We start from the raw sequence: 1,169 nt of genomic DNA, 5'->3' as shown, positions 1-1,169 counted from the left end.
ATACCAACCTGCATTGATCACGACCCACGCGCCCATTTGCGGCGTCCGATTGTCATGATGCGCCATGGCTGATCAACCAGCCTGTTCCAAGCCTCGCAGCAAAGGTCGATGATGTTGTCGTGGGATGTGAAGATGCGGTTGGATAGCCAGTTATCGCGCATGAACTGCCAGATATTTTCTACCGGGTTGAGTTCGGGGCATTTGGGCGGCAGCGGAACGATGCTGATATTATCAGGTACTTCCAGTTTCCCGGTCATGTGCCATCCGGCTTGATCCATCAGCAACACGCCATGGGCGCCCGGCTCGATAGCAAGCGATATCTCCGCCAGATGCAGCGACATGGTCTGGGTATTGCAGAATGGGAGAACCAGGCCAGCGCCCTTGCCAAGTTCGGGGCAGATGGCACCGAAGATGTAGGCCGATTTCGTTCGTTGGTCCTTGGGTGCCGAGGGCCGCGTGCCGCGCCTGGCCCAGCGGCGGGTGATCTTGTTTTTCTGGCCGATCCGGGCTTCGTCCTGAAACCAGACCTCTATCGCCGTGCCGCGCGGAAGGGCGACCTTGATCTTTGCCAGCTCGGCTGCAAAGCCCCCTTTTTAAAGTCCTCCATCGCATATTCATTCTGCGCATGGTGACGCGGGCGCGCCGTCAGTTTGACATAGCCCAGCTTCTTCAACTCCCGTCCCACGGTCGTTTCCGTCAGGGACACCCCGAACTCATCATGGAGCCACCGCGTCAGGTCGATCAGTCTCCAACGCACAACTCCATGGATCGCCGGGATCGGACCGCTTTCAACGATCTCCGCAAGAGCCTGGCGCTGGGCATCGCTCAACAAAGGGGGCTTGCCCGGTGCCTTACCATTAAGGAGCCCGTCAGGACCTCTATCATTGAACCGCACGACCCAGTCCCGCACGATCTGCAACGTCACTCCGCCGATACGCGCCGCATCGCTGCGGCTCCCGCCATCATAAATTTCCGCCAAAGCCAGAAGCCGACGGCCCTGGTTCGCGCTCTTGGTCACGCGCGCCAGTCGCCTCAAGCTCGCGGCGTCAAAGTCGTTCCGCATTCCGATCGCTGCACCCATGGCCATGCCCTCCAATCGACAGCCATAGAGTCAGAGTTTCGCCGCTTTGGGAATCCCCCCGTGAGTCAGTATCATCGGAGGTTGGTAT

At 59.3% G+C, this 1,169-nt stretch carries 1 protein-coding gene; it reads right to left on the bottom strand.

Going from position 1 to position 1,169, the window contains the following annotated elements; all coding sequences use genetic code 11:
• Window positions 1-17: 17 nt before the first annotated feature.
• A protein-coding gene (locus ACP7BY_RS20960; protein WP_137902488.1) for an IS630 family transposase occupies window positions 18-1,081 on the bottom strand; the annotation gives its coding sequence in 2 pieces (ribosomal slippage) (window positions 18-587 and window positions 590-1,081; 1,062 coding nt in all).
• Window positions 1,082-1,169 lie beyond the last annotated feature (88 nt).

The organism is Sphingomonas sp. PSPC2-2 (assembly GCF_049897725.1).
Classification (GTDB): domain Bacteria; phylum Pseudomonadota; class Alphaproteobacteria; order Sphingomonadales; family Sphingomonadaceae; genus Sphingomonas.
The sequence above is the reverse complement of the archived record's forward strand: the minus strand, read 5'-3'. Positions and strand labels throughout refer to the sequence as shown.